Here is a 24808-nt window from a genome sequence, read left to right as displayed (position 1 = left end):
GTGCGGGTCAGCGCGGGGGCAAGGTCACGACCACGGTGCCTTCCCACAGGCCGTTGGCGTTGCGGGCCAGGCGTGCCTGCGCCGGCAGGGCGCGGGCATTGATGCGTGACTGCGCCATCCAGCGCGCAAGGGAGTCGGCCGCCACCCCGGTGAGGGTGAGCGAGGCGCGGTCGCCCGAGACGAGCAGCCGCGCGGCATCGGCGAACTGTTCGCGGGTGACCGCTTCGAGCGCGCGCACGGCGGCGTCATGGTTTTGGCGTGGCTGGCTTTTCATCGCCTCGGCCTGCGCCTGAAGGGTGCGCATCTGCAGCAGCTGCGCGTCGAGCGCCTGGTGCCGGCTTGCAGCGGTGCCCAGCGTGACCAGCGCGGGGCCGACGAGAAGCCACCAGACCAGCGCTGCGAGCAATACCGCCGCCGCAATCGCGATGAGGCTGCGCTCGCGTGCAGGCAGGGCGGACCAGCGAGCGCGGGCGCCGGCCAGGCGTACGCTGCTTGGAGTGCGGGTGCGTGCGTTCATCGGGCAGCCTCCTGCGCAAGTACCACCACGTCGCCGTCGAGGCGTGCCGAAAGGCCACGGCGGCGCAATGCCGGCTGTGCGGCCTCGAGCTCGCCGGCGCTCCAGCCGAGGCCGCGTGCGCGCAGCTCGCTGCCCTCGTACTCGAAGCCGCTGATGCTGCGCTCGCCCGCGGCTTCCGCCAGCGCCGACAGCATGCTTTCGAGGTCGCGCCCGGAGCTGGCGCCTGTCGCCTGGCGCAGCGCGGCGACTTCGCGCTCCATTTGCACCGGCGCATCGACCACGAGGCGCACCTGCGGGAACGTCTCGGTGAGGGTGCTGCGCACGGCGGCCTGCTTGGCCTCCAGGCCGCGGCGCTCCTTCAGGGCCCAGGCGTTCACACCGACGAGGTGCGCCACCACCAGCAGTGCGGCGCCCCAGCGCAGCGCACGCCACTGGTCGGCGTGCAGCAGGTCCCCCAGCAGGGTTCCCACCTTTTTCAGCGCGCGCGTGCGGCCGGAGCTGGCGAATTCGAACTGAGCCAGGTCCCAGCGCGATTGCGCGGCCTGCAGCCAGCGCTGCGGCGGCGACTGCAGTACCACGGGTCGCTGCAGCAGCTGTTCGGCCGCGGCGGCGAGGGCGGGCTCGACGAAAACCGGTGTGTCCTCGCTGGGCTGCGCCAGCGCCAGGGCCCCGGATGACAGCGGCAGTATCAGCACGCCTTGGGGCCCGCTGGCCAGGACGTGCGGAGCTTCGGGGTCGCCGCAGACGTGCAGGCTCGCGGTGGACTCGGGCGCCACCTCGGGCACCACCCGGCTGACCGGCCGCCCGGCTGCCTCCAGGGCATGCAGGGCATCACGCAGCCACGCCCGCTGGCATACGGCCACCCAGGCCGATGCGCCGGCGGAGGCGTCGGGTTCGAGGGCGAAATGCAGGGCTTCGGGTTCGTCCAGGAGCTGATCTTCCAGCAGGCCCTCCAGCACCGAGCGCAGGCGCGCCGCCTTGGGTCCGACACCGCGGGGCAGCTGTACCTGGTGCCAGGACAGCGCGCCTGCCGGAACCACCGCCACGACCTCGGCACCCGCGCCACTGGGAGCGGGCAGCATGCTCGCCGGCCCGCTCGCGTGCGAGCCGACGGTGCGGCCGTCGGGCGAGAGCAGGTAGGGAAATTCGCTGCCGGCAGAAATCGGTTCGGTCGGGAGCAGGACGTAGAGGGCACTCATGGGAGAAAGCCATTGTAGGGAGCGGCTGCGCGCTGCTGGGGCAGCGGCGAAACGATTGTCGGGAGGGAGCAGCTCAGCGGCTCAGCTCCTGCGCGGCCATAGGCGTGGCGTCCAGGACCGCGCGTTCGCGCTGAAGGGTGCGCACGTTCAGGCCGTCGCGCCGCACCAGGGAGCGTTCCTCGATGACGGTCTGGTCCAGGCGCAGACGGCCGCGGATCTCGAAAAATCGGCTGGCCACGCCGGCGAGTCCCGTCCCCAGGCCTTGCTCGCGTGCTTCGAGCACCTTGGCCGCGTCGGCCAGCGTGCGAAACGGCGAGGCGTCGCGCGCGGCGACCAGCTGTTGTGCCTCGGCCAGCGTGATGCCCGGGACGGCGGCGTAGATCACCTGCGCGCTGGCGGTGTTCAGGTTGACCGGGGTGCGCGCGGGCAGCACCGTCACGTGCGGCTGCAGCGCGGCGACCGTCTCGGGTGACAAGCCGATCCAGCCCAGCTGGCGCGTGGTCTGCGGCATCAGGGGCGCCTGCTGCGAGGTGGCGGTGTCCGTGGCGAGGTCGGCCGCCTGGCGCAGGTTCTCGACCATGGTCTCCAGCTCGTTGCCGGGAAGCCCGAGCAGCTCGAACAGGCGCTGGAACGCCTGCGCTCCGGGGGCGGAGATGCGCCCGCCCTCGACGAGGTTGTTGATGTTCAGACGCGACTGCAGATCGACGATGTCCCCGGACAGGAACACGTTCTCGGCATCCGTGCCGGCGGTGCCCGCATCCCGGTCGGCGGCCAGGAACGTGGACAGGCGCGCCTCTTCCAGCGGCACGGCCCAGGGTTCGGCCAGGTGGTCGGCGCCGCCCGAGCGGGCGTCTTCGCGCAGGATCAGGCGGGCCCAGTCGAGCGCGCCGGTGAGGATCCAGCTGGCCTGGGCACGGGCACGCTCCGCCGCCTCCACCTCGACGCTGCGCCATTGCTGCCACAAGCCCGCCGTGGCGAGCGTGGCGACCAGCGCCACGGTGAGCATGGCCGCCAGCAGCGCCGCGCCCCGCTGTCGGTTTCTGCGGAGCGTCTTCATGGCGTGCGGCCCCCGGTGACGCCGGTGCCGACCCAGTCGATGCTGAGCTGCCCCGCCAACGGATGCCCGGGCGCGACCTGAAGCACCAGCCGCACGCCGTCGGGCAGCGCAGCGGGTTGGCGAGGCCGCGCCGCGCCGCGCGCCGTCGGCGCCGGCGCTGCGGCCGCGGCCGGCGTGGCGGGCGTGGCGGGCGGGTCCGGCGCAAGAGCGGGGTTGGCGTCATTGGTGGTGGCGTTGGACTGCGGGTTGGTCCAGGTGCCGCCCCGGTGGAAGAAAAGCTGCCAGTCGGCGAGGGGCAGCAAGGCGACTTCGCCCGCGCGTTCGGCGTCGCCCGGGTTCTCGGACCAGGCGTCGGCGCGTCGCCAGGCTTCGTCTACCTCGCCGCGGGTGCGCAGCGGCGGCGATTGCCAGCGCAGCCACATCGGCTGGCCGCCGTCCAGGCGGCGCGTCCAGGCGGCGACCCGCACGCCGTCGCCGGGGTTCACCGTGTTGCGACGAGTCATGCGCAACACCCGACCGTTCCACTCGAGGGCCCCCAGCTGCGGCAGCTGCACGATGGCGTCGAGATCGGCCTGCCACTGTGCGAGTGCGACCTGCAGCGCGAGCACGTCGTCGGCGCGCTGCTGCGTCTGCGACTGGGTGCGGACCATGCCGTCGAGCCCGCGCCAGCTGAGGATCGCCACCAGCGAAAGCACGAACAGCGCCACCAGGAGCTCGACCAGGGTGAAGCCGCGCGCTGCGGTGCGGCGTCGGGGGGCGGGGCGACGGTGCGGCAGCGGCATCAGTAGCGTCCGACGACGGTGGAAATGCGCAGCATCGGCTGGCCGGCCTGGCGTACCTGCGCATCGACGCGCAGGAAATTGGGGTTGGGCGTGGCGGCGACGCCGAGGACCACCTCGAAGGCCTGGCCGGCCTGCTCGCAGGTGGAACTGCTCTCGCCCACACCGGGCATCTGCCGGGCCAGGCGGATGCGCGCCAGTTCGTTTTCGGCGCAGATCTGCGCGAGCAGCATGTCAGACTGGCGCAGCGCGTTCCGGGTCAGGGCCGCGGTCGCCTGCAGCCCCGCCACCAGCGCGATCGACACCACCGCGAGCGCCACCATCACCTCGACCAGCGTGAACCCCCGCGAACGGGCGGTGGTGCGGCTCATGGCGGAATTCCTTCACCGGCCAGGCGGAACGGCCGCAGCCCGCCGGTGACCACGCGCACGCTGCGGTCGGGCAGTGCGGTGGACACCAGCACCACCTCCTGCGGTCCGATGACCGGCTCGGGGCCGAGCACCAGCACCGGTGTGCCATGCACTTGCACGGCGTCGGAAAGCCAGTGGTTCGGCAGCGTTCCGTCCATCGCGCCGACGAAGCGGAAGCCGGCTTCGGTGGGTTGCCAGACGATGGGGCGGCCGGTACTGCGCGACTGCGCGCGGGCGGCCTCGAACAGCGACGCGAGGCGCAGCCCCTCGCGCTCCAGCTGATTCGCCGCCGAGTCGCGCAGCGCGAACGCCACGCCGGCGCTGCCGATGGCGATGATCGCCACCACCACCAGCAACTCGATCATGGTGAAGCCGTGCCCGCGGCGGCGGGCGGCGAGCAACGGCGCAAGGCGCATCACGAACGGCTGGACGCGCTGCGCCGATGGGGAGCGGCGCAGCGACCGCGCGCACGGCAGGGCGCTACTGCCAGCTGCCGACGTCGGCATTGACGCCTTCGCCGCCGGGCTGACCGTCGGCACCGAGCGACATCACGTCGATTTCGCCCTTTACGCCCGGATTGAGGTATTGATAGGGCCGGCCCCAGGGATCGGCAGGCAGCTTTTCCAGGTACGGCTTCCAGTTGGCGGGAGCCGGTGCGGTACTGGGGCGGGCCACCAGCGCCTGCAGGCCCTGCTCGGCCGTCGGGTAGCGCTGGTTGTCGAGCCGGTAGAGCTTGAGCGCCTGCATCAGGTTGTTCACGTCGGTTCGGGCGGCCGTGACACGCGCGTCGTCTGCGCGGTCTAGGACGTTCGGGACGATCAGCGCCGCCAGGACGCCGATGATGACCAGCACCACCATGAGTTCAATCAGGGTGAAGCCGGCCGCGCGGCGGAGTCGTTTGCCGAGAAGCTTCATGTGGGGAAGGGAAAGTTGGGAGCCTTGCGGTACATGATAATCGCCGGCATGGTGAGCACTCTGCGCGGCGGACCGCAGCCCCGGTGGGTGGTCCGCGTCACGACCTTGCTGCTGTGGGCACTTGCTCTCTTCAGCGTGGGTTATTGGGTCCTGCGGTTCATGGCCACGCCGGTCGGTGTCCCGACGCAGGCGCCGGTCGTGGGCGAGCCGGCGCCCACGCAACCGGCGGCCGTCGCCCGCCTTCTCGGTGCAGGCGCGCAGCAGGCCGCTGAACCCGCGGCGGATGCGCCGCCCCCCGAACTGGCCAAGCGCTTCGTGCTCACGGGTGTGGTCGCCGGCCGCTCCGGCGGCGGCGCCGCACTGCTGGCCATCGACGGCCGGCCGCCGCGGCCTTACCTCGTGGGCAGCCGCCTCGACGAAAACCTGATCGTGCAGGCCGTCGAGGGTCGGCGCGTGATGATCGGCGCCGAACCGGGTGGGCCCCACGCGTTGGTGCTCGAGCTGCCGGTGCGGCAGTAGGGCCGCGTCTCAGGAGCGCAGGAACAGTCGATAGACCGGGTTGGCGGTCTCGTCCACGTACGGGTAGCCGAGGGTGTCGAGAAACTCCTTGAACGCGTCGTCCTCCGCGCTCGGCACCTGCAGGCCCACCAGGATGCGGCCGTAGTCGGCCCCCTGGTTGCGGTAGTGGAACAGGCTGATGTTCCAGCCGGGACGCATGTGCGAGAGGAACTTGAGCAAGGCGCCGGGGCGCTCGGGGAACACGAATCGCAGCAGCCGCTCGTCCTGCGCGAGGGCCGAGTGCCCGCCGACCATGTGGCGAATGTGCTCCTTGGCCAGGTCGTCGTGCGTGAGGTCGAGCGCCTCGAAGCCGTGCCGGCTGAAGTTGGCGGCGATTCGGCCGGACTCGCCCTTGCCGTGCGTCGTGAGGCCCACGAATACGTGCGCCACCGACGCGTCGCTGATGCGATAGTTGAATTCCGTGACATTGCGCATGCCGCCGGGCAGCGCGCCGATGGTTTCGCAGAAGCGCTTGAAGCTGCCGCGCTCCTCGGGAATCGTGACGGCGAGGAGCGCCTCACGCTCTTCGCCCACTTCCGCGCGTTCGGCTACGAAGCGCAGGCGGTCGAAGTTCATGTTGGCGCCGCACAGGATGACCGCGTAGGTCTGCCCACGCGTCTTGTGCTGCGCGACGTACTGCTTGACGGCCGCGACCGCCATCGCTCCGGCCGGCTCGACGATGCTGCGCGTATCGACGAACACGTCCTTGATGGCGGCGCAGACCGCATCGGTATCGACGCGGATGTAGTCGTCCACCAGGGTGCGGGCAAGGCGGAAGGTCTCCTCGCCCACCATCTTCACCGCGGTGCCGTCCGAAAACAGCCCGACGTCGTGCAGGTTGACGCGTTCCTTGGCGGCGATGGAACGAATCATGGCGTCGGAGTCGCTCATCTGCACGCCGATGATCTTGATCTCGGGACGCAGGGCCTTGATGTAACTGGCGACGCCCGAAATCAGGCCGCCACCGCCGATCGCCACGAAGACGGCATCGAGCGGCCCCTGGTGCTGGCGCAGGATTTCCATGGCGATGGTGCCCTGCCCTGCGATCACGTCGGGGTCGTCGAACGGATGCACGAACGTCAGGCCCTGCGCCTTCTCCAGCTCCACCGCGTGCGCATGGGCGTCCGAATAGCTGTCGCCGTGGAGCACGACCTCGCCGCCGAGTCCCTTCACCGCATCGATCTTCACCTGCGGCGTGGTGACCGGCATGACGATGACCGCGCGCGAGCCCAGGCGATGCGCTGCGAGCGCAACCCCCTGCGCGTGGTTGCCGGCGGACGCGCAGATCACGCCGCGCCCGATCTGCTCCGGCGTGAGCTGCGCCATCTTGTTGTAGGCACCTCGCAGCTTGAAGCTGAAAACCGGCTGCTGGTCCTCGCGCTTGAGCAGTATCTTGTTGTGCAGCCGGCGGCTGAGGTTGCGGGCCGGCTCCAGGGGCGTTTCGACCGCCACGTCGTAGACCCGGGCTGTGAGGATCTTCTTCAGGTAATCGGCGGCGTGCAGGTGAGGCTTCGTCATGTCCGGTCATGATATGCGGCGAGCTCAGCCGCGAGCCGCGAGGGCGCCGGTGGCGCTGGATCGAAAAAAGCCCCCGGACCTTGCGATCCGGGGGCTGAATCCACCAAAGGAGAGGTGGAGGAGACAATCGATGCGTGAGGGCCCGGATGGTGGGCAGCGACACGCTTGCCCGCAGTATAACGCCCGCGTGTGCTGCAACGCAGCAAGGAAATGTGGTCCGCGCAACAGATTTCGCTGCTGCTGCGGCAACTCAACAACAGGAGTACGACTATGGAATGCACCGTCAGTTGGACGGGGGCGACCGGCGCCCGATCAGGGATGGGTTTTCTGGCCGAGACCGGCAGCGGGCACGTGCTCGTCATGGACGGGGCACCCGATGCGGCAAAGCCCGAGCATGGCGGCCAGAACCTCGCCCCGCGCCCGATGGAAACCGTGTTGGCGGGCGCCGGCGGTTGCGCCGCCTACGACGTGGTGCTGATCCTGCGCCGCGGGCGGCATGACGTGCGCGGGTGTTCGGTGCGGCTGGAGGCTGATCGGGCCGAAACCGAGCCCAAGGTCTTCACACGCATCCGCATGCACTTCCTGGTCAGCGGCAAGGCCATCCCGGCTTCGGCCGTGGAGCGCGCGGTGGCGCTGAGTCGCGACAAGTACTGCTCGGCCAGCGCCATGCTGGGCAAGACGGCGGAGATCACCACCAGCTTCGAAATCGCAGAGGTCACCTAGACCGTCGGCAGCGCTGCACCACGCATCGCACGGTCGGCTCCTAGAGCGCCGCCCTGCCGCTGCCTTCTTATATGTAGTGTGCGGTCGTGGTCATGACTCGGGCAGCCGCTCGCATCAGACCCCGTACGGGAGCGGGCAGCTCGGCGGCGCCGGCCTCGCGCGCGCGCAGGGCGTGGCTGGCTTCGTCCGCTTTCATCTGGGCGACGATGGCGCGAGACGCATGGTCGCCGGCGGGAAGGCGCTCGAGGTGCGAATCCAGGTGGGCCTCGACCTGGCGCTCGGTCTCGACGACGAAGCCCAGGCTGATGCGGTCTCCAAGCCGGCCGGCCGCCAGGCCGATGCCGAAGGCGCCCGCATACCAGAGCGGGTTCAGCAGCGAGGGGCGGCTGCCGAGTTCCTCGATCCGCTCGCGGGTCCAGGCGAGGTGGTCGGTCTCCTCGCGGGATGCATCCTCGAACTGCCGACGCAGGTCCGGCCTGCGGGTGGCGAGGGCCTGCGCGGTGTAGAGGGCCTGCGCGCACACCTCGCCCACGTGGTTGACCCGCATCAGCGCCGCGGCCTGGCGCTGTTCGGCAGGATCGAGCTGGCTGAGGGCAGTACGGTCGGAGGTGGTGGGGGTTGGGCGCACGGCCCGGGGACGGGCGAACAAGGTGCGCAGCGCGCTGTCTGCGGCTATGAGCAGGCTGTCCATCGCGACGAGTGTATCGACGCCCCAGTGCTCGCGTGGGGGAGGGCGGCGTTTAAGGCAGAGCCACCCGGCCCGGCTTTGTTGTCGGTCTGCAACGGAACGCCTTCGCCGAAGCTAAATACTTTGCGCGCCAAAAGCCGGTCTGGTGCAATACCCCCAGCTTCCCAAAAGGAGGTTGGCCCGGGGTCCGGCATAAGCATCAATGCCTGCAGTTCCGCGAGACCGGCGCCCTATGTTTAACCTTGGAGAAACTTGCATGAAAAAGACTCTGATTGCGCTGGCCGCTTTCGCTGCCGCTGGTGCCGCCTCCGCCCAGTCGTCGGTCACCCTGTTCGGTATCGTTGACGCCGCCGTGACCATCGGTCGTGGCGACGCGACCGACTTCACCGGCCTGACCACCAACGGCTACAACTCCAGCCGCCTGGGCTTCCGTGGCGTCGAAGACCTCGGCGGCGGCCTCCAGGCCTCCTTCTGGCTGGAAGCCGGCATCGAGACCGACACCGGTCTGGGCCAAGCCACCAACGAAACCAACCTGGCTTCCGGCACCGGCGCCGCCGTTGCTGGCCGCCAAGGCCTGACCTTCAACCGTCGTTCCACGATCAGCCTGGCTGGTGGCTTCGGCGAACTGCGCGTGGGCCGTGACTACACCCCGGCGTTCTGGAACTTCACCGTGTTCGATCCGTTCGGCACCAACGGCGTTGGCACCAACCAGGCTTACCTGGGCTACGCCGCCGCCTACGGCCCGACCGCAGTGCGCGCTTCCAACAGCATCGGCTACTTCCTGCCCCGCAACATTGGCGGCTTCTACGGCCAGGCCCAGTACCACTTCGGCGAGCAGAGCGGCGCCGTCGCTGGCATCGGTGAAGACGACGGCAACGGCTACGGTCTGCGCCTGGGCTATGCTGCCGGTCCGTTCGACGTTGCCATCGCTTACGGCAACACCGAACTGGCTGCTGGTGACCGCACCAACCTGAACGTTGCTGGTGCCTGGAACTTCGGCATGGCCAAGGTCGTGGCGCAGTACAGCCGCACCGAGTCCGACGCTGCTGGCGCATTCGACGTGAACGGCTGGATGCTCGGCGCAACCGCCCCGGTGGGCGCTGGCGAGATCCGTGCTTCCTACGGCCAGACCGAAGTTGACGGCGGCGGCGACGCCCGCGGTCGCAAGCTGGCCCTGGGTTATGTCCACAACCTGTCCAAGCGTACGGCCGTCTACACGACCATCGCTCGCGTTCGTAACGACGGCGGTGCCTCCTTCGGCATCGGCGGCGCCGCTGCCGGCGTCAACGGCGACGCCACCGGTTTCGACCTGGGTGTTCGTCACTCCTTCTAATCCCACGGCCGGCGCAAGCCGGCCGCGAGATGAAGAAACTTGAAAGCCGCCTTCGGGCGGCTTTTTTTTTGAACGCGCCGTGCAATGCAGCAGGCGCATGCACCTACGCAGATGTGAAGGACGCGATTCTTGGCTGTGCTGATGTATCGAAGGTGGTTGGTGGGTGCGCTGGTGCTGGGACTCGGTGCCCTGAATGGTTGCGCACACCGGCAGCCTCCCGGGGAGGATGTGGCGAGCAGTCCGTGGGCCCTGCAGTCGCGGCTGGCGCTCGCTGCCATGAGCTCGCTCGCTCCAGCCCCCGTGGCCGCGCCGGCTTCCGCAGTCCACCCGCGCGGCGGCAACGCACCCGCGGCCCGCGAATGGGAGCACCGCAGGTTCCCCGGAAAGCGTGCAACCGAGTACACGCCCGCCCGCAAGGCGGGACGCGATGCCCTGGTCGTGCGGGCCGCCGCGTCGGCCAGCATGCTGCGCCACCGCGTGCACGTGCCGCCGCAGGCGCTCTCGACGGTCCGCTTCTCCTGGTTTCTGCCGGCGCTCATCGATGCGGCCGACCTGCACGAACGAGATGCCGACGATTCGCCCCTGCGAATCGTCTTGGCGTTCGAGGGCGACCGGTCGCGCTTTTCGACGCGGGACGCGGCGCTCTCCGAGCTGGCCCACGCGCTCACAGGCGAGCCCATGCCGTACGCCACGCTCATGTACGTCTGGAGCAATGCGTCGGCCACGGACGCCGTGGTGCGCGCTCCGCGCACCGACCGCATCCGCAGCATCGTCGTCGAATCAGGGGCGGCCCGGCTGAACCGCTGGATCGATTACGAGCGTGACATCCGCGCCGACTTCGAGCGCGCCTTTGGCGAGGCACCCGGTGCGCTCGTCGGCGTCGCGCTCCTGAGCGACACCGACAACACGGGCGCTATGGCGCAGGCCTGGTACGGACCGCTGAGTCTGAGCCGGCGCTCCGCACAGCAATCCGTGCGGCACTGAGCGCTTGCGGGAAAGTCCCTGGGGAAACACGGGCACGCCTGTTGCATAGTCCGGCTCCTCATGTATTCACTCGAGGCTCTCATGAAGTACAGGATCGCCCTGCTGGCCGCCGCAACGTCGGCCGCGCTGTTGATCGCTCCCGCCGTCCACGCCAAGCCTTTCAAATGGGCAAGCGCCGGCGAAATTTCGACGTGGGACATCCACTCCCAAAACAACGCACTGCAGAACGGCATCCACGCCGCGGTCTACGAGTCGCTGGTCTACTACAACAGCCGCACCTTCAAGGTCGAGCCCATGCTCGCCACGTCCTGGACGCTCGTGCAGCCCAATCAGCTGCGCGTGACCCTGCGCGAAGGCGTGAAGTTCCATGACGGCAGCGCGATGACGGCCGACGACGTGGTGTTCTCGCTGACGCGCGCCATGGCCAAGACCTCGAACTTCACCCCCTATGTGGTGGGCTTCGATCGCATCGTCAAGGTGAACGACAACCAGGTCGATATCTTCACCAAGGGGCCGAATCCGGTGCTGCTCAACCAGCTCACCGAGCTGCGCATCATGAGCAAGGCCTGGGCCGAGAAGAACAACTCGGTCGAGCCCAAGGACATCAAGAACGTCAACCAGGAAACCTTCGCCAACCGCAACGCGATGGGCACCGGACCCTACATGCTCAAGCAGTGGGTGCCCGACCAGCGCATGGTGCTGGCCAAGAACCCCAACTGGTGGGGCCAGGCCGAGACCAACGTCACCGAGATCATCTACACCCCGATCAAGTCCGAGGCGACGCGCGTCGCGGCGCTGCTCTCCGGTGAGATCGACCTGCTGCTCGACCCCAGCCCCCAGGACCTTCCGCGCCTGCGCAACAGCGGCAACCTGAAAGTGGTGGACGGCGTCGAGAACCGCACCATCTTCTTCGGCCTGGACCAGCACCGCGACGAGCTGCCCGGCTCCAACATCAAGGGCAAGAACCCGCTGAAGGACGAGCGCGTTCGCCGCGCGCTCTATCAGGCCATCGACAGCGACGCGCTGCATCGCGTCACCATGCGCGGCCTGAGCCAGCCCACCGGCACCCTCGTGGCGCCCCAGGTGACCGGCTGGACCGAAGGGGTGCACAAGCGGTTGCCGTACGACACCGAAGCCGCCAAGAAGCTGCTCGCCGAGGCCGGCTATCCGCAGGGCTTCGAGGTCGATTTCGCCTGCCCGAACAACCGCTACATCAATGACGAGGAGATCTGCCAGGCCGTCACGGCCATGTGGTCTCGCATCGGCGTCAAGGCCAAGCTGCGCACCATGCCGCTGGTCACCTATTTCCCCATGATCCAGCGCCACGAGGCCAGCATCTACATGCTCGGCTGGGGCGTGCCGACCTTCGACGCGCTGTACAGCCTGCAGTCGCTCACCCGCACGCCGGGCGCGGGCGGCGACGGCAACTACAACGTCGGCCGCTACAGCAACCAGCGCATGGACTACATCGTCGATCGCGTGAAGGTGGAGACCGACCTGCCGGTGCGCAACCGCCTGCTGACGGAAGGCCTGCAGCTGAGCAACGACACCGTCTCGCACATCCCGCTGCACAACCAGATCATCCCCTGGGCCATGAAGAAGAACGTGGAAGTCGTGCACCGCGCCGACAACCGCATCGATTGGCGCCTCGTCAAGGTCAACTGATCGACCTTCATCGCAGCAGGCTTCACAGAAGAGCCGGATCAAAGCAGCTGCGTTCATCGACACGAGCCCTCCCTGGCCACTCCGGGGAGGGTTTTTTCGTGTGCCGATGCCGACGCAAGTACTTCAAGCTTCAAGGAAACCCGGTGTTGGCGCGCAGCTTGCTCTGCTAGCATGGTTTCGCCACCCCGCCCCATCTCCACGCATGTTCGCCTTCATCCTGCGCCGCCTCGTCCAGGCCGTGATCGTCATGGTCTCCGTGGCCTTCATCGCCTTCCTGCTGTTCCAGTACGTGGGCGACCCCATCGTCTTCATCCTGGGCCAGGACGCCACCCCCGATCAGATCCGCGAGATGCGCGCCGACCTGGGCCTGGACAAGCCCTTCATCGTGCAGTTCTGGCACTTCCTGGCCAACGCCGCGCAGGGTGAGTTCGGGCTCAGCCTGCGCCAGGGCGCCAAGGTGTCCCGGCTGATTGCCGAGCGCTTTCCCGCCACGCTCGAACTCGCCTTCGTCGCCGCCGCCCTCGCGCTGCTGGTCGGCGTGCCCATGGGCGTCTATTCCGCCCTGCGTCGCGGCAGCTTCATGAGCCAGCTGTTCATGACCATTTCCCTGCTGGGCGTGTCGCTGCCCACCTTCCTCATCGGCATCCTGCTGATCCTGGTGTTCGCCGTCACGCTGGGCTGGTTCCCCAGCTTCGGCCGCGGTGAGACGGTGCAGCTGGGCTGGTGGAGCACCGGCCTGCTCACGGCCAAGGGCTGGCACCACATCGTGCTTCCGGCCGTCACGCTGGCCATCTTCCAGCTCACGCTCATCATGCGGCTGGTGCGCGCCGAGATGCTGGAGGTGCTGCGCACCGACTACATCAAGTTCGCGCGCGCGCGGGGCCTCACCGACCGGTCCATCCACTTCGGACACGCCCTCAAGAACACGCTGGTGCCGGTCATGACCATCACCGGGCTGCAGCTCGGCGGCCTGATCGCGTTTGCCATCATCACCGAGACCGTGTTCCAGTGGCCCGGCATGGGCCTGCTGTTCATCCAGGCCGTCACGTTTGCCGACATTCCCGTGATGGCGGCCTACCTGTGCCTGATCGCGCTCATCTTCGTGGTCATCAACCTCGTCGTCGATATGCTGTACTTCGCCGTCGATCCTCGCCTGCGCGTCGGACGGGCCGGAGGGCACTGAGATGATGCCGGTGACCACCCCCCGCCTGAAGGCGAACGGCCGGGTCTTCGCGCACATCGCCCACTACCACCCCGAGCTCACCGCGTTCCGGCGCGACCTGCACGCCCACCCCGAACTCGGCTTCGAGGAGGTCTACACCGCCGGCCGCGTCGCCGAGGCGCTGCGCATCATCGGTGTCGATGAGGTCCACACCGGCATCGGCAAGACCGGCGTGGTGGGGGTGGTGCGCGGGCGCGGCCAGGGCACCCGCATGATCGGCCTGCGCGCCGACATGGACGCGCTCACCATGACCGAGAACAACGACTTTCCCTGGAAGTCCACTCGCGCGGGAATGATGCACGGCTGCGGCCACGACGGCCACACCGCCATGCTGGTGGGCGCCGCGCGCTACCTGGCCGAGACACGCAATTTCGACGGCTCGGCCGTCCTCATCTTCCAGCCGGGCGAGGAAGGCTTCGCCGGAGCGCGCGCCATGGTCGAGGACGGGCTGTTCGACCGCTTCCCGGTCGAATCCGTTTTTGCCATGCACAACTGGCCGGCCTTGCGGCCCGGCGTGGTGGGCAGCAATCCGGGCGCCATGATGGCCTCGGCCGACCGCGTCACGATCGAGATCACCGGCAAGGGCGGCCATGGCGCGCACGCCTACCTCGCCGTCGATCCGGTCCTGGTGGCGGCCCACATCATCACGGCCGCCCAGAGCATCGTCTCGCGCAACGTGCGCCCGACCGATGGCGCGGTGGTCAGTCTCTGCGCCATGCAGGCCGGCGACCTGCATGCCATGAGCGTGATCCCCGGCAAGGCCACCCTGGTGGGTACGGTGCGCAGCTTCAGGCCGGAGGTCCAGGACCTGGTCGAGCGACGGCTGTCCGAGCTGTGCAGCGCCGTGGCCCTGGGCTTCGGCGCGACAGCGACCGTGCAGTACGAGCGCATCTATCCCGCCACCGTCAACTCGCGCGCGCAGGCCATGTTCGCCTGCGACGTCGCGCAGGCGCTGGTTGGCGCCGACAACGTGGTGCGCAACCTCGAACCCAGCCTTGGCTCGGAGGACTTCTCCTTCATGCTGCAGGTCAAGCCCGGCGCCTACCTGCGCCTGGGGCAGGGCGGCGAAGGCAGTTGCATGCTGCACAACAGCCGCTACGACTTCAACGACGAAATCCTGCCGCTCGGAGCGGCCCTGCACGCCAGCCTGGTCGAGCACGCGTTGCCAGTGCTGCAGGCGCTGCCGACAACGCCGCACTGAACACCAGGCAAGACGCCGCACCTCACGTCGCCGCACCACCGCCGCACCACCGCCGCACCACCGCTTCGCCCCCTTTCGTCCACAAGGAGAGACCATGACGCCCCGTGCCCCCATCCTGCGTGCCGCCGTTCTTGCGCTCGCGACCGCCGCGTGCGCGCTCGGCGCTGGCGCCGAAACCGTGCGCATCGCCAACCAGGGCGACGCCCTGTCCATGGACCCGCACTCGCTGAACGAGTCGCTGCAGCTGAGCATCACGCAGAACGTCTACGAGCCCCTGGTCGGGCGTGCCAAGGACCTGTCGCTCACCCCCGCGCTGGCCACGAGCTGGCGGCAGACCTCGCCCACCGTGTGGCGCTTCGAGTTGCGCAAAGGCGTGCAGTTCCACGACGGCACGCCCTTCAATGCCGACGACGTGCTGTTCTCGTTCGCCCGTGCCGCCGGCGAGGGCTCCGACATGCGCAGCTACATGAACGACGTGCAGGAGGTGCGCAAGATCGACGACCACACCGTGGAAGTCGAGACCAAGGTGCCTTTCCCCATCCTGCCGGACGTGCTGTCGCAGGTTGCGATCATGAGCAAGAAGTGGAGCGAGACCAACCAGGCCACCCGCCCGGTGGACCGCCGCAAGGGCGTCGAGAACGCCGCCTCGTTCCGTGCCAACGGCACCGGCCCCTTCCGTTTGCGCGAGCGCCAGCCCAACGTGCGCACCACCTTCTCGCGCAACGGCACCTACTGGGGCAAGATCGAAGGCAACGCCACCGAGGTGATCTTCACGCCCATCGCCAACGACTCCACCCGCGTCGCGGCCCTGCTCTCCGGCGAAGTCCATGTGATGGAGCCGATCCCGGTGCAGGACATCGCCAGGGTCAACGCCCACCCGGCCACCCGCGCCGTCACCGGCCCCGAGCTGCGCACCATCTTCCTGGGCATGGACCAGAAGCGCGACGAGCTGCAGTTCTCCAGCGTGAAGGGCAAGAACCCGTTCAAGGACAAGCGGGTGCGTCAGGCCTTCTACCAGGCCATCGACATCGAAGGTATCAAGCGCACCGTCATGCGGGGCGCCTCCAACCCCACCGCGCTGATGGTGGGCCCGGGCATCAACGGTTTCGCGCCCGAGCTGAACACGCGCCTGCCCTACAACCCCGAGGCCGCCCGCAAGCTGCTGGCCGATGCCGGCTACCCGAACGGTTTCGAGGTCACGCTCAACTGCCCCAACGACCGCTACGTCAACGACGGCCAGATCTGCGAGACCGTGGCGGCCAACCTCTCGCGCATCGGCGTCAAGGTGAACCTGGCGGCCGAGACCAAGGGCACCTACTTCCCCAAGATCCTGCGCCGCGACACCAGCTTCTACATGCTGGGCTGGACGCCGAGCACCTACGACGCGCACAACGCGCTGAACGCGCTGATGCGCTGCGTCGACGACAAGGGCTCCGGGCAGTTCAACCTCGGCAGCTACTGCAACCCCAAGGTCGATGAGCTGATCGTGAAGATCCAGGCCGAGACCGACAAGCCCAAGCGCGACGCGATGATCAAGGAGGCGTTCAAGCTGCACGGCGACGACATCGGCCACCTGCCGCTGCACCAGCAGGCGCTCGCCTGGGGCGTGAACCGCAAGGTCGATCTCGTCCAGCTCGCCGACAACTACATGCCTTTCAAGTGGATCACCGTCAAGAAGTGAAGACTTTCCGCCCAGGCGCCTTCGGCGCCTTTCGCCCGAGGGGTGCCACCAGCGGACCGGCAGGGCCGGCTGCGGGGTGGCCCGCCCCGGCTTCGATTGCATTCGCACCGTGCCGCTGCTGCACGGCTGCCGTGGATTCCTGAGATGAGACAGACCTTCGCGCGCTGGTACGACAGCGACATCGCCTTCAGTTTCCGCAGCTCGCCCATGGCGCTTCTCGCAGCCCTGGTGGCCCTCGTCTGCGTCGTGGGCGCGCTGTTCGCGGGCTGGATCGCGCCGCACAACCCGTTCGATCTCACCACCCTGGAGCTGAGCGACGCCCGCCTGCCGCCCGCCTGGCAGGCTGAGGGCAAGGCCAGCTACCTGCTGGGCACCGACGACCAGGGCCGCGACATCCTCTCGGCGCTGATGTATGGCGCGCGCATTTCGCTGGCCGTGGGCGTGGTCTCGGTGCTGCTGTCGATGATGATCGGCGTGTCGCTCGGGCTGCTGGCGGGCTTCCGTGGCGGCTGGGTGGACGGTTTCCTGATGCGGCTGTGCGACGTCATGCTGTCGTTCCCGCCGATTCTGGTGGCGCTGCTCATAGCCGGCGTCGGGCGGGCCATGTTCCCGAACGCGCAGGAGTCGGTCGCCTTCGGCGTGCTGATCCTGTCCATCACGCTGACCGGCTGGGTGCAGTACGCGCGCACCGTGCGCGGCTCGACCCTGGTCGAGCGCAGCAAGGAATACGTGCAGGCGGCGCGCGTCACCGGCGTCGCGCCGTTGCGCATCATGGTGCGGCACGTGCTGCCCAACGTTCTCGGGCCCGTCCTCGTGCTGGCCACCATCCACGTCGCCACCGCCATCATCACCGAGGCCACGCTGTCCTTCCTGGGCGTGGGCGTGCCGCCGACCCAGCCCTCTCTGGGCACCCTGATCCGCGTCGGCAACGACTACCTGTTCTCCGGCGAGTGGTGGATCACCGTTTTCCCGGGCGTCATGCTGATCCTGATCGCCCTGTCCGTGAACCTGCTGGGCGACTGGCTTCGCGACGCCCTGAACCCCCGACTGCGCTGACCCTGCGATGAGCCTGCTCCAAGTCAAGAACCTGGTCGTCGAATTTCCCCACCGGCGCGGCACGCTGCGCGCCCTCGACGACATCTCCTTCGATATCGCGCCCGGCGAGGTGCTCGGCGTGGTCGGCGAATCCGGCGCCGGCAAGTCGCTCACGGGCGCCGCCATCATCGGACTGCTCGAGCCACCCGGGCGCATCGCCTCCGGACAGGTGCTGCTCGAAGGCGAGCGCATCGACTCGCTGCCTGCGCACCGCATGCGCCACATCCGCGGCCGCAAGATCGGCGCGATCTTCCAGGATCCGCTGACCTCGCTGAACCCGCTCTACACCGTGGGGCGGCAACTGATGGAGACCATCCAGGCGCACCTGCCGGTCGATGGGGCGGAGGCGCGCCGGCGCGCCATCAGCCTGCTCGAGGACACCGGCATTCCTGCCGCCGCCGAGCGCATCGACCACTACCCGCACCAGTTCTCGGGCGGCATGCGCCAACGCGTCGTCATCGCGCTGGCGCTGGCCGCCGAGCCCAAGCTCATCGTCGCCGATGAGCCCACCACCGCGCTGGACGTCTCCATCCAGGCGCAGATCATCCAGCTGCTCAAGCGCATCTGCCGCGAGCGCGGCGCCGCCGTCATGCTGATCACGCACGACATGGGCGTGATCGCCGAAACCTGCGACCGCGTGGCCGTCATGTACGCCGGCCGCATCGCGGAGATCGGCCCCGTCCACCAGGTCATCAACGAGCCGGCCCACCCCTACACCGCCGGGCTGATGGCCGCCATTCCCGACATCACGGTAGATCGCGAGCGGCTGCACCAGATCGACGGCGCCATGCCGCGGCTCAATGCCATACCGCGCGGCTGTGCCTACCACCCGCGCTGCCCACGCGCCTTCGACCGCTGCACCCAGGAGCGGCCCGACCTTCTGCCGGCGGGCGCCACCCGCGCCGCCTGCTGGCTCCACGATGCCCACGCCGGGGTTCCCGCATGACCACACCCACCGCCGCCATCGACCTGCCGCGGCCCCGCGGAGACCAGGCTGCCGCGCCCGGCATGTCCGAAGCCGCCGCCGAGGCGCCCGCCGTCGCCGCGCCCCTGGTGCAGGCGCGCGATCTCGCCAAGACCTTCGACGTCTCGGCACCCTGGCTCAACCGCGTCATCGAGCGCCGGCCGCGCCAGCTGCTGCACGCCGTCGATGGCGTGAGCTTCGACATCGAACGCGGCAAGACGCTCGCCCTGGTGGGCGAATCCGGCTGCGGCAAGAGCACCGTGGCGCGCCTGCTGGTGGGCCTGTACGAGCCGACCCGCGGCGGCCTCACCTTCGATGGCCAGGACGCGCACGCGGCCTTCCGCACCGCCAAGGGCCGCCAGCTGCGCCGGCGCATCCAGATGATCTTCCAGGACCCGTATGCCAGCCTCAACCCGCGCTGGATCGTCGAGGACATCGTCGGCGAGCCGCTGCGCGAACACGACCTGGTGAGCGACCGCGCCGAGCGGCGCGGACGGGTGGGCGAGCTGCTGCGCTCGGTCGGCCTGTCGCCGCTGGACATGGTCAAGTACCCGCACCAGTTCTCCGGCGGCCAGCGCCAGCGCATCTCGATCGCGCGGGCCCTCGCCACGCAACCCGAGTTCCTGGTGTGCGACGAGCCCACCTCGGCGCTCGACGTGTCCGTGCAGGCGCAGGTCCTCAACATCATGAAGGACCTGCAGCGCGAGCACGGCCTCACCTACCTCTTCATCTCGCACAACCTCGCCGTGGTGCGCCACGTGAGCGACCAGGTCGGCGTGATGTACCTCGGTCGCCTGGTCGAGGTGGCCGACAAGCAGCGCCTTTTCTCGGACCCGCAGCATCCCTACACGCGCATGCTGCTGGACGCCATCCCGAAGATGCACGACACCGGCAAGGACCGCACGCCGGTGCAGGGCGAAGTGCCCAACCCGCTGAACCCCCCGCCCGGCTGCGCTTTCAACCCGCGCTGTCCGCATGCCAACGAGCGTTGCCGCGCCGAGCGACCCGCCTTGTTGCACCTGCGCGGCGTGCGCGTGGCCTGCCATGCGGTAGAAGAAGGGCGGATCTGACCGGCGCTGCTTGCAGCGTCGGTTTGCGTGATGAGCGGACGAAAGGTGCGCATCAAGTGCGCCAGGGACATGGACCCGTTCTTCGCGAGGTGCGGGCCGATGCTGCGAACGGTGTCTTGTCCGGTCTCGATGCAATGCACGGCTGACCGCTCGATATGCAGCGCATTCGTGGCGCCGCCGTCCGGTGGATCCCGCGCGCGGGCGCGCGAGTCCCTCCGGGGGTGCTCAGCGTGTGGGGCGGAGCTCCGCGGCCAAACGTTCCTTCAGGTCCGTCAACCCGTCATATCCCAGGCTGCGGCAACAACGCACCACGGTCGGCGTGCTCACCTTTGCTCTGGCGGCGAGGGCGCTCACCGGCAAGCGGGCGAAGGCGACCGGATCGTCGAGCAGCAGCCGGGCCACGCGCTGCTCCGCGGGGGCGAGCTGCGGGAGTGCGTTGCGTACGCGATCGAGCATCGGCTGCGACATGGTGCGAGCTTCAACACTCCTCGCTCCAACAGAACCCATCGCGCGCGATCATCGCGCTCGAGGCGCTGGGCCCCCAGCTGCCCGCGGCATAGGGGCGGGGACCGTTGCGTTCGTGGCGCCAGAAGTCCAGCAGGGGCTCCACCCAGCGCCAGGCCTCCTCCTGTTCGTCGCTACGCACGAACAAGTTGAGGCGGCCGTCGATCACGTCCAGCAGCAGGCGCTCGTAGGCGCCCACGCGCTCGGCGCCGAAACGCTGCGTGAAATCGAGGTTGAGGTGCACGGGCGTGAGCATCGGAGACCCGGCACGCGCCGCATGGCGGCTGTCCTGCGACTGCGCCAGCAGGTGCAGCTCCAGCCCGTCGCGCGGCTGCAGGTTGATCACCAGCCTGTTCACCGCGCCCATGGGTACGTCGAAGATGGCGTGCGGCGCGGCACGGAAGTTCACCACGATGTGGGCGTCGCGCGCGGCCAGCCGCTTGCCCGTGCGGATGTAGAACGGCACGCCCGCCCAGCGCCAGTTGGCGATCTCGCAGCGCAGCGCGACGAAGGTCTCGGTCTGGCTGTCGGGGGCCACGCCGGGCTCCTCGCGGTACCCGGGAACCTGCTGGCCGCCCACCCGGCCGGCGGTGTACTGCCCCCGGATCGCATGCTGGCCCAGCGACTGCACGGTCCAGGGCGTGAGCGAGCGCAGCACCTTGAGCTTCTCGTCGCGGATCGCATCGGCATGCGCGTTGATCGGCGGCTCCATCGCCAGGGCGCACAGCAGCTGCAGGGCGTGGTTCTGCACCATGTCGCGCAGCGCACCGGTGCTGTCGTAGAAGGCGCCGCGCTTCTCGACGCCCAGGTCTTCGGCGATGGTGATCTGGATGTTGGCGATGGTCTCGCGACGCCACAGCGGCTCGAACAGCGCGTTGCCGAAACGCAGCGCGAACAGGTTCTGCACCGAAGGCTTGCCCAGGTAGTGGTCGATGCGAAAGATCTGCTTTTCCTGCAGCACGCGGCGCACCGCCTCGTTGATCGCGCGGTTGGAGGCCAGGTCGTGCCCCAGCGGCTTCTCCAGCACCAGCCGCGTGTTGGGCGTGTTCAGGCCGGCCGCGGCGAGCTGCTCGCACACCCCGGTGAACAGGGCTGGCGCGGTGGCCAGGTACATGACCACCGTGTCGGCGCCGCGCGCGCGCAGCGTCTGCGCGAGCCGGTCGTAGTCCTGCGGGCGCGACAGGTCCATGCGCAGGAAATGCAGCAGGGCCGCAAACCGATCGAACTCCTCCGCGCTCGGGCGTTTGGCCAGCTCGACCTGGTCGAAGCGGCTGCGGATCAGGCTGCGGTACTGCTCGTCGCTCAGGTCGTCTCGCGCCACGCCGACGATGCGTCCTTGCGGCGGCAAGCTGCCGTGGCGGAAGGCCTGGAACAGCGCCGGCATGAGCTTGCGCCAGGCCAGGTCGCCGGTGCCGCCGAAGAGGACGAGATCGAAGCTCATGCAGGGGTCCTTGTGGGGAAGCGGAGGTAGGTGGTCGAGGGCTCACTGTAGCGGCGTTCGCACGGCGTGGCGGCCGCGCGCAGCGTACCGCGCAAGCCTCGCCGCGCGTGTGGGAACAGGCCGTATCTGCCCGCAGCGCGCGGGGCCGCAGCGGCTGCGACGGCCCCGCGCGCTGCGGGTGCGCCCGATAATGGCCGCATGAACCAACTCGATGCGCTCAAGCAGTTCACCACCGTGGTGGCCGACACCGGCGACTTCCGGCAGTTGGCGCAATTCCAGCCCCGCGACGCCACCACCAATCCTTCCCTCATCCTCAAGGCCGTGCAGAAGGCCGAGTACGCACCGCTGCTGCAGCAGACGGTGGAGCGTTACCGCGCAAAGCCGCTCGATGAGGTCATGGACCGGCTGCTCGTGCGCTTCGGCACCGAGATCCTGGGCATCATCCCCGGCCGCGTCTCGACCGAGGTCGATGCCCGCCTGAGCTTCGACGCGGGCGCCACCATCGCGCGCGCGCGGCGGCTCATGCAGCTGTACCAGGCCGAGGGCGTGCAGCCCGAGCGCGTGCTGGTGAAGATCGCCTCGACCTGGGAGGGCATCCAGGCTGCCGCCGAGCTGCAGCGCGAGGGCATCCGCACCAACCTCACCCTGCTGTTCTCGTTCTGCCAGGCCGTGGCCTGCGGACAGGCGCGGGTGCAGCTCATCTCGCCCTTTGTCGGCCGCATCTACGACTGGTACAAGAAGTCTGCAGGCGGCGCCTGGGACGAGGCGGCGAGTGCCGGCGCCAACGACCCGGGTGTGCGCTCCGTGCGCGAGATCTATCACTACTACAAGCACTTCGGCATCGCCACCGAAGTGATGGGAGCGAGCTTTCGCAACACCGGCCAGATCCTCGCGCTGGCCGGCTGCGACCTGCTCACCATCAGCCCCGACCTCCTGGCCGAACTCGCTGGCAGCGACGCGCCGGTGCAGCGCGCCCTCGACCCCGACAGCGCAGCCCGCCTGGCGCTGGAGCCGGTGCAGTACGACGAGCCCGGCTTCCGCTACGCGCTCAATGCGGACGCAATGGCCACCGAGAAGCTGGCCGAAGGCATCCGCGCCTTCGCCGCCGACGCCGTCAAGCTCGAGCAGCTGATGAAGGCGCTCTGACATGGCGCTCGACCCCGACGCATTCACGCGCTGTGACCGCAGTGCGGTCTGGCCCATCCTGCAGCAGCGCTGGAGCGAGGCGGGGCGCAGCTTCGATCTGCGCCAGGCCTTTGCGCTCGATCCGGACCGCGCGACGCACTTCGCCATCGAAGCGCCGCACGTGTTCGCGGACCTGTCGAAGAACCTGCTGGACCGCGAGACACGGGACCTGCTCGTCGAGCTGGCGCGTGAATGCGGCCTGCCTGCGCAGCGCGACGCCCTGTTCGGGGGCGAGGCCCTGAATCTCACCGAGCAGCGCCAGGTCATGCACTGGCTGCTGCGCGTTCCCCCGGTGTCAGCGGCGTGGCGCCCCTCCGGCCTCGATCGCCTGGGCGCCGAGTTGGCCGAGGTGCATGCCACGCTGGACGCCATGCTGGCGTTCGCCGAGCGGGTGCGCGCCGACGAGGCGATCACCGACATCGTCAACATCGGCATCGGGGGCTCCGACCTCGGGCCGCAGATGGCGGTGCTGGCCCTGGACACCTGCGCGCAGCCGCAGCGCCGGCGCCTGCACTTCGTCTCCAACGTGGACGGACACGAACTCGACGCGGTGCTGCGCGGAGTGCGACCCGAAAGCACGCTCTTCCTGGTGGCCTCCAAGACCTTCACCACCATCGAAACCATGACCAACGCGCGTTCCGCGCGCGAGTGGTTCTCGGCGCAGGGCGGGCGCGACGTGGCGCGGCACTTCGCCGCGCTCACCACCAACGTGGAGGCGGCGCGCGCCTTCGGCATCGACACCACCTTCGGCTTCTGGGACTGGGTGGGCGGGCGCTACTCGATGTGGTCGGCCATCGGCCTGCCCATAGCCATCGCCGTGGGCGCAGACAACTTTCGTGCGCTGCTGGCCGGAGCGCACGCAATGGACGCGCATTTCGCCACCACCCCGCTCGAGCGCAACCTGCCGGTGCAACTGGCCCTCCTCGATATCTGGTATCGCAACTTCCACGGCTTTTCGAGCCGCAGCATCGCGCCCTATCACAGCGGTCTGCGCCGCCTGCCGGCCTACCTGCAGCAGCTGGAGATGGAAAGCAACGGCAAGCGCGTCGATCGTCGCGGCGAGCCGCTGCCCTTTGCGACCAGCCCGGTGCTCTGGGGGGAGCCGGGCACCAACGGCCAGCACGCCTACTTCCAGATGCTGCACCAGGGAACCGACGTGGTGCCGGTGGAGTTCATTGCCGTGCGCGACGCGGCGCATGCGTTGCCTGGCCATCACGTCCAACTGCTTGCAAACGTGCTGGCCCAGGCGCAGGCCCTGATGCTCGGCAAGGAAGACGCGGGCGGCCACCGGCATTTCACCGGCAACCGGCCCAGCACCATGCTGCTGCTGGAGCGGCTCGACCCCGCCAGCCTGGGCGCGCTGGTGGCGCTGCAGGAGCACCGCGTCTTCTGCAGCGGCGCGCTGTGGGGCATCAACAGCTTCGATCAATGGGGCGTGGAACTGGGCAAGGTGCTCGCCAAGGACCTCGCGCCGCGCCTGGAGAGCGGCGACACGGAGGGGCTGGACGCTTCGACGGCGATGCTGGTGCGGCGGCTGCACGGCTGAGTGGGAGCGGCTTGACTGGGGCGCCGTGCACGACGTGCGCGAGCGCGATGCGTTCGGGCATTCGCCCGCCCCGGGGTCTGGCGGGCCGCTCCCCATCCGTGACTATGATCGTGGTCCTTGCGCGACCACCTGCTGCCCTGCCGCCCATGCAATTCTTCGATGCCGTCCGAACCTGCCTGCGCAACTACGCCACTTTCCGGGGGCGCGCCGGCCGGCCCGAGTTCTGGTGGTTCATGCTCTTCGCCACTTTGGCGAGCATGGTGGCCGCTGTGTTCGGTGAGCGCATCAACCTGGTGGTGACCGTGCTGCTGCTGCTGCCGGCGATTGCGGTGACCGCACGGCGCCTGCACGACATCGACCGCAGCGGCTGGTGGCAGCTCGTCGGGATGGTGCCGCTGGTCGGCTGGATCGTGGTGTTGTACTGGTACGTGCAGCCCTCGCAGCCGGGGCCGAACCGCTTCGGCTGACCACGGCGGCGCCTCATGCTCCATAGGCACGAGGCGCCGTGCGAGTACCGGGCGCACGGCCCAGGTACCGGGCATCCGAATCCGGC

24 protein-coding genes and 1 pseudogene are annotated in these 24808 nt (G+C 69.0%); 14 read left to right on the top strand and 11 right to left on the bottom strand.

The window, feature by feature from the left end:
- Positions 1–7: 7 nt before the first annotated feature.
- The 7 genes from gspM to gspG form a co-directional block, all read right to left on the bottom strand.
- Positions 8–517 (bottom strand): type II secretion system protein GspM, encoded by a 510-nt coding sequence (gspM, locus tag WG922_RS02455; protein ID WP_340280389.1) that lies wholly within the window; start codon positions 515–517, stop codon positions 8–10.
- Positions 514–1716 (bottom strand): type II secretion system protein GspL, encoded by a 1203-nt coding sequence (gene gspL / locus WG922_RS02450; protein WP_340280388.1) that lies wholly within the window; start codon positions 1714–1716, stop codon positions 514–516. The genes gspM and gspL overlap by 4 nt, the downstream gene beginning before the upstream one ends.
- A gap of 73 nt (positions 1717–1789) precedes the next feature.
- The gene (gspK, locus tag WG922_RS02445; RefSeq protein WP_340280387.1) at positions 1790–2773 is read right to left on the bottom strand and encodes a type II secretion system minor pseudopilin GspK; all 984 of its coding nucleotides are present in this window, start codon (positions 2771–2773) and stop codon (positions 1790–1792) included.
- Positions 2770–3555, bottom strand: a complete 786-nt coding sequence (locus WG922_RS02440; RefSeq protein WP_340280386.1) for a PulJ/GspJ family protein — start codon at positions 3553–3555, stop codon at positions 2770–2772. Before WG922_RS02440 ends, gspK begins: the two co-directional genes overlap by 4 nt.
- The gene (gspI, locus tag WG922_RS02435) at positions 3555–3923 is read right to left on the bottom strand and encodes a type II secretion system minor pseudopilin GspI (protein WP_340280385.1); all 369 of its coding nucleotides are present in this window, start codon (positions 3921–3923) and stop codon (positions 3555–3557) included. The genes WG922_RS02440 and gspI overlap by 1 nt, the downstream gene beginning before the upstream one ends.
- A complete protein-coding gene (locus WG922_RS02430) occupies positions 3920–4378 on the bottom strand; it encodes a pilus assembly FimT family protein (protein ID WP_340280383.1) in 459 nt (152 codons plus the stop codon). The genes gspI and WG922_RS02430 overlap by 4 nt, the downstream gene beginning before the upstream one ends.
- Positions 4379–4442: 64 nt before the next feature.
- Positions 4443–4877: a type II secretion system major pseudopilin GspG gene (gene gspG, locus WG922_RS02425; RefSeq protein WP_340280381.1), complete on the bottom strand. Its 435-nt coding sequence runs from the start codon at positions 4875–4877 to the stop codon at positions 4443–4445.
- A 48-nt stretch (positions 4878–4925) separates the two neighbouring features.
- Between gspG and WG922_RS02420 the strand changes: the two genes are divergently transcribed.
- Entirely contained in the window at positions 4926–5396 is a 471-nt protein-coding gene (locus WG922_RS02420; protein WP_340280380.1) for a type II secretion system protein N, read from the top strand.
- Positions 5397–5405: 9 nt separating this feature from the next.
- Here WG922_RS02420 and ilvA read toward each other — a convergent pair whose 3' ends face one another.
- Entirely contained in the window at positions 5406–6953 is a 1548-nt protein-coding gene (gene ilvA, locus WG922_RS02415; protein ID WP_340280379.1) for a threonine ammonia-lyase, biosynthetic, read from the bottom strand.
- 270 nt (positions 6954–7223) lie between these two features.
- On the opposite strand from ilvA, the gene WG922_RS02410 reads away from it, so the two are divergent.
- On the top strand, positions 7224–7676 hold the full coding sequence (locus WG922_RS02410) for an OsmC family protein (RefSeq protein WP_340280496.1): 453 nt from the start codon (positions 7224–7226) through the stop codon (positions 7674–7676).
- A 67-nt stretch (positions 7677–7743) separates the two neighbouring features.
- Here WG922_RS02410 and coq7 read toward each other — a convergent pair whose 3' ends face one another.
- A complete protein-coding gene (coq7, locus tag WG922_RS02405) occupies positions 7744–8367 on the bottom strand; it encodes a 2-polyprenyl-3-methyl-6-methoxy-1,4-benzoquinone monooxygenase (RefSeq protein ID WP_340280378.1) in 624 nt (207 codons plus the stop codon).
- A 229-nt stretch (positions 8368–8596) separates the two neighbouring features.
- On the opposite strand from coq7, the gene WG922_RS02400 reads away from it, so the two are divergent.
- The 9 genes from WG922_RS02400 to WG922_RS02360 all read left to right on the top strand — a co-directional run bounded on the left by WG922_RS02400 (position 8597) and on the right by WG922_RS02360 (position 19579).
- The gene (locus WG922_RS02400) at positions 8597–9697 is read left to right on the top strand and encodes a porin (RefSeq protein ID WP_340280377.1); all 1101 of its coding nucleotides are present in this window, start codon (positions 8597–8599) and stop codon (positions 9695–9697) included.
- A gap of 276 nt (positions 9698–9973) precedes the next feature.
- Positions 9974–10681 carry a DUF3047 domain-containing protein gene (locus WG922_RS02395; protein WP_340280376.1) on the top strand — a complete coding sequence of 236 codons (708 nt, stop codon included), beginning with the start codon at positions 9974–9976 and terminating at the stop codon, positions 10679–10681.
- 81 nt (positions 10682–10762) lie between these two features.
- Positions 10763–12346, top strand: coding sequence for an ABC transporter substrate-binding protein (locus tag WG922_RS02390; protein WP_340280375.1), 1584 nt, complete (start codon positions 10763–10765; stop codon positions 12344–12346).
- A gap of 202 nt (positions 12347–12548) precedes the next feature.
- Positions 12549–13529 (top strand): ABC transporter permease, encoded by a 981-nt coding sequence (locus WG922_RS02385; protein ID WP_340280374.1) that lies wholly within the window; start codon positions 12549–12551, stop codon positions 13527–13529.
- Between the two features lie 4 nt (positions 13530–13533).
- The gene (locus WG922_RS02380) at positions 13534–14769 is read left to right on the top strand and encodes a M20 aminoacylase family protein (protein WP_340280373.1); all 1236 of its coding nucleotides are present in this window, start codon (positions 13534–13536) and stop codon (positions 14767–14769) included.
- A 94-nt stretch (positions 14770–14863) separates the two neighbouring features.
- Positions 14864–16450 carry an ABC transporter substrate-binding protein gene (locus tag WG922_RS02375; protein WP_340280372.1) on the top strand — a complete coding sequence of 529 codons (1587 nt, stop codon included), beginning with the start codon at positions 14864–14866 and terminating at the stop codon, positions 16448–16450.
- Positions 16451–16594: 144 nt separating this feature from the next.
- Positions 16595–17506, top strand: a complete 912-nt coding sequence (locus WG922_RS02370; protein WP_340280371.1) for an ABC transporter permease — start codon at positions 16595–16597, stop codon at positions 17504–17506.
- 7 nt (positions 17507–17513) lie between these two features.
- Positions 17514–18491 carry an ABC transporter ATP-binding protein gene (locus WG922_RS02365; RefSeq protein WP_340280370.1) on the top strand — a complete coding sequence of 326 codons (978 nt, stop codon included), beginning with the start codon at positions 17514–17516 and terminating at the stop codon, positions 18489–18491.
- A gap of 62 nt (positions 18492–18553) precedes the next feature.
- Complete coding sequence (locus WG922_RS02360) at positions 18554–19579, top strand: ABC transporter ATP-binding protein (RefSeq protein WP_340280494.1); 1026 nt, start codon at positions 18554–18556, stop codon at positions 19577–19579.
- A gap of 240 nt (positions 19580–19819) precedes the next feature.
- Here WG922_RS02360 and WG922_RS02355 read toward each other — a convergent pair.
- Positions 19820–20035: pseudogene (locus tag WG922_RS02355) on the bottom strand (MurR/RpiR family transcriptional regulator); the annotation flags it as partial.
- Between the two features lie 22 nt (positions 20036–20057).
- A complete protein-coding gene (zwf, locus tag WG922_RS02350; protein ID WP_340280369.1) occupies positions 20058–21524 on the bottom strand; it encodes a glucose-6-phosphate dehydrogenase in 1467 nt (488 codons plus the stop codon).
- 198 nt (positions 21525–21722) lie between these two features.
- On the opposite strand from zwf, the gene tal reads away from it, so the two are divergent.
- From tal to WG922_RS02335, 3 genes are all read left to right on the top strand, one after another.
- The gene (gene tal, locus WG922_RS02345; protein ID WP_340280368.1) at positions 21723–22670 is read left to right on the top strand and encodes a transaldolase; all 948 of its coding nucleotides are present in this window, start codon (positions 21723–21725) and stop codon (positions 22668–22670) included.
- Between the two features lies 1 nt (position 22671).
- The gene (gene pgi / locus WG922_RS02340) at positions 22672–24255 is read left to right on the top strand and encodes a glucose-6-phosphate isomerase (RefSeq protein ID WP_340280366.1); all 1584 of its coding nucleotides are present in this window, start codon (positions 22672–22674) and stop codon (positions 24253–24255) included.
- 146 nt (positions 24256–24401) lie between these two features.
- Entirely contained in the window at positions 24402–24722 is a 321-nt protein-coding gene (locus WG922_RS02335; RefSeq protein WP_340280364.1) for a DUF805 domain-containing protein, read from the top strand.
- Positions 24723–24808 lie beyond the last annotated feature (86 nt).

The sequence above is a fragment of the Ramlibacter sp. AN1015 genome (genome assembly GCF_037726105.1).
GTDB lineage: Bacteria > Pseudomonadota > Gammaproteobacteria > Burkholderiales > Burkholderiaceae_C > Ramlibacter.
Note: the sequence above shows the minus strand (reverse complement) of the source record. Positions and strands in the feature narration are given on the sequence as shown.